1 rRNA gene is annotated in these 1,368 nt (G+C 50.9%); it reads left to right on the forward strand.

Annotation, left to right across the window (positions count from 1 at the left end):
- Positions 1-1,368: ribosomal RNA gene (locus tag BM057_RS11460) — 23S ribosomal RNA — on the forward strand; the annotation flags it as partial.

A 1,368-nucleotide genomic window follows, 5' to 3' on the forward strand; every position in this document is an offset into this window, starting at 1 on the left:
TCATCTCTGTTCAGGATCCTGAGTACGGCGGAGCACGTGAAATTCCGTCGGAATCCGGGAGGACCATCTCCCAAGGCTAAATACTCTCTAGTGACCGATAGTGAACCAGTACCGTGAGGGAAAGGTGAAAAGAACCCCGGAAGGGGAGTGAAACAGCACCTGAAACCGTGTGCTTACAAATAGTTAGAGCCCGTTAATGGGTGATAGCGTGCCTTTTGTAGAATGAACCGGCGAGTTACGATCCCATGCGAGGTTAAGTCGAGAAGACGGAGCCGCAGCGAAAGCGAGTCTGAATAGGGCGAATGAGTATGTGGTCGTAGACCCGAAACCAGGTGACCTACCCATGTCCAGGTTGAAGGTGCGGTAAAACGCACTGGAGGACCGAACCCACGTACGTTGAAAAGTGCGGGGATGAGGTGTGGGTAGCGGAGAAATTCCAATCGAACTTGGAGATAGCTGGTTCTCTCCGAAATAGCTTTAGGGCTAGCCTCGGACCATAGAATCATGGAGGTAGAGCAACTGTTTGAACTAGGGCCCCTTATCGGGGTACCGAATTCTGATAAACTCCGAATGCCATTGATTTATATCCGGGAGTCAGACTGCGAGTGATAAGATCCGTAGTCGAAAGGGAAACAGCCCAGACCACCAGTTAAGGTCCCAAAGTTTATGTTAAGTGGAAAAGGATGTGGGGTTGCTCAGACAACTAGGATGTTGGCTTAGAAGCAGCCATCATTTAAAGAGTGCGTAATAGCTCACTAGTCGAGTGACCCTGCGCCGAAAATTTACCGGGGCTAAACATAACACCGAAACTGTGGATGGAACCCATTGGGTTCCGTGGTAGGAGAGCGTTCTAAGGGCGTCGAAGCTGGACCGTGAGGACTGGTGGAGCGCTTAGAAGTGAGAATGCCGGTATGAGTAGCGAAAGACAGGTGAGAATCCTGTCCACCGTATGACTAAGGTTTCCTGGGGAAGGCTCGTCCTCCCAGGGTTAGTCGGGACCTAAGCTGAGGCCGAATGGCGTAGGCGATGGCCAACAGGTTGATATTCCTGTACCTGTTTGTTTTGTTTGAGCAATGGAGGGACACAGGAGGCTAAGGAAAGCGTGCTGCTGGATAGGCACGTCCAAGCAACGAGTCTTGAAGTGAGTCAAATGCTTGCTTCTATACGGATGAGTTGTGATGGGGAGGGAAATCAAGTACCGAAGTTCCTGATGTCACACTGTCAAGAAAAGCTTCTAGTGAGAAACAAACAGCCCGTACCGCAAACCGACACAGGTAGTCGAGGAGAGTATCCTAAGGTGAGCGAGAGAACTCTCGTTAAGGAACTCGGCAAAATGACCCCGTAACTTCGGGAGAAGGGGTGCTGACC

Origin of the sequence: Pisciglobus halotolerans (assembly GCF_900113675.1) — a bacterium.
Taxonomy (GTDB): domain Bacteria; phylum Bacillota; class Bacilli; order Lactobacillales; family Carnobacteriaceae; genus Pisciglobus; species Pisciglobus halotolerans.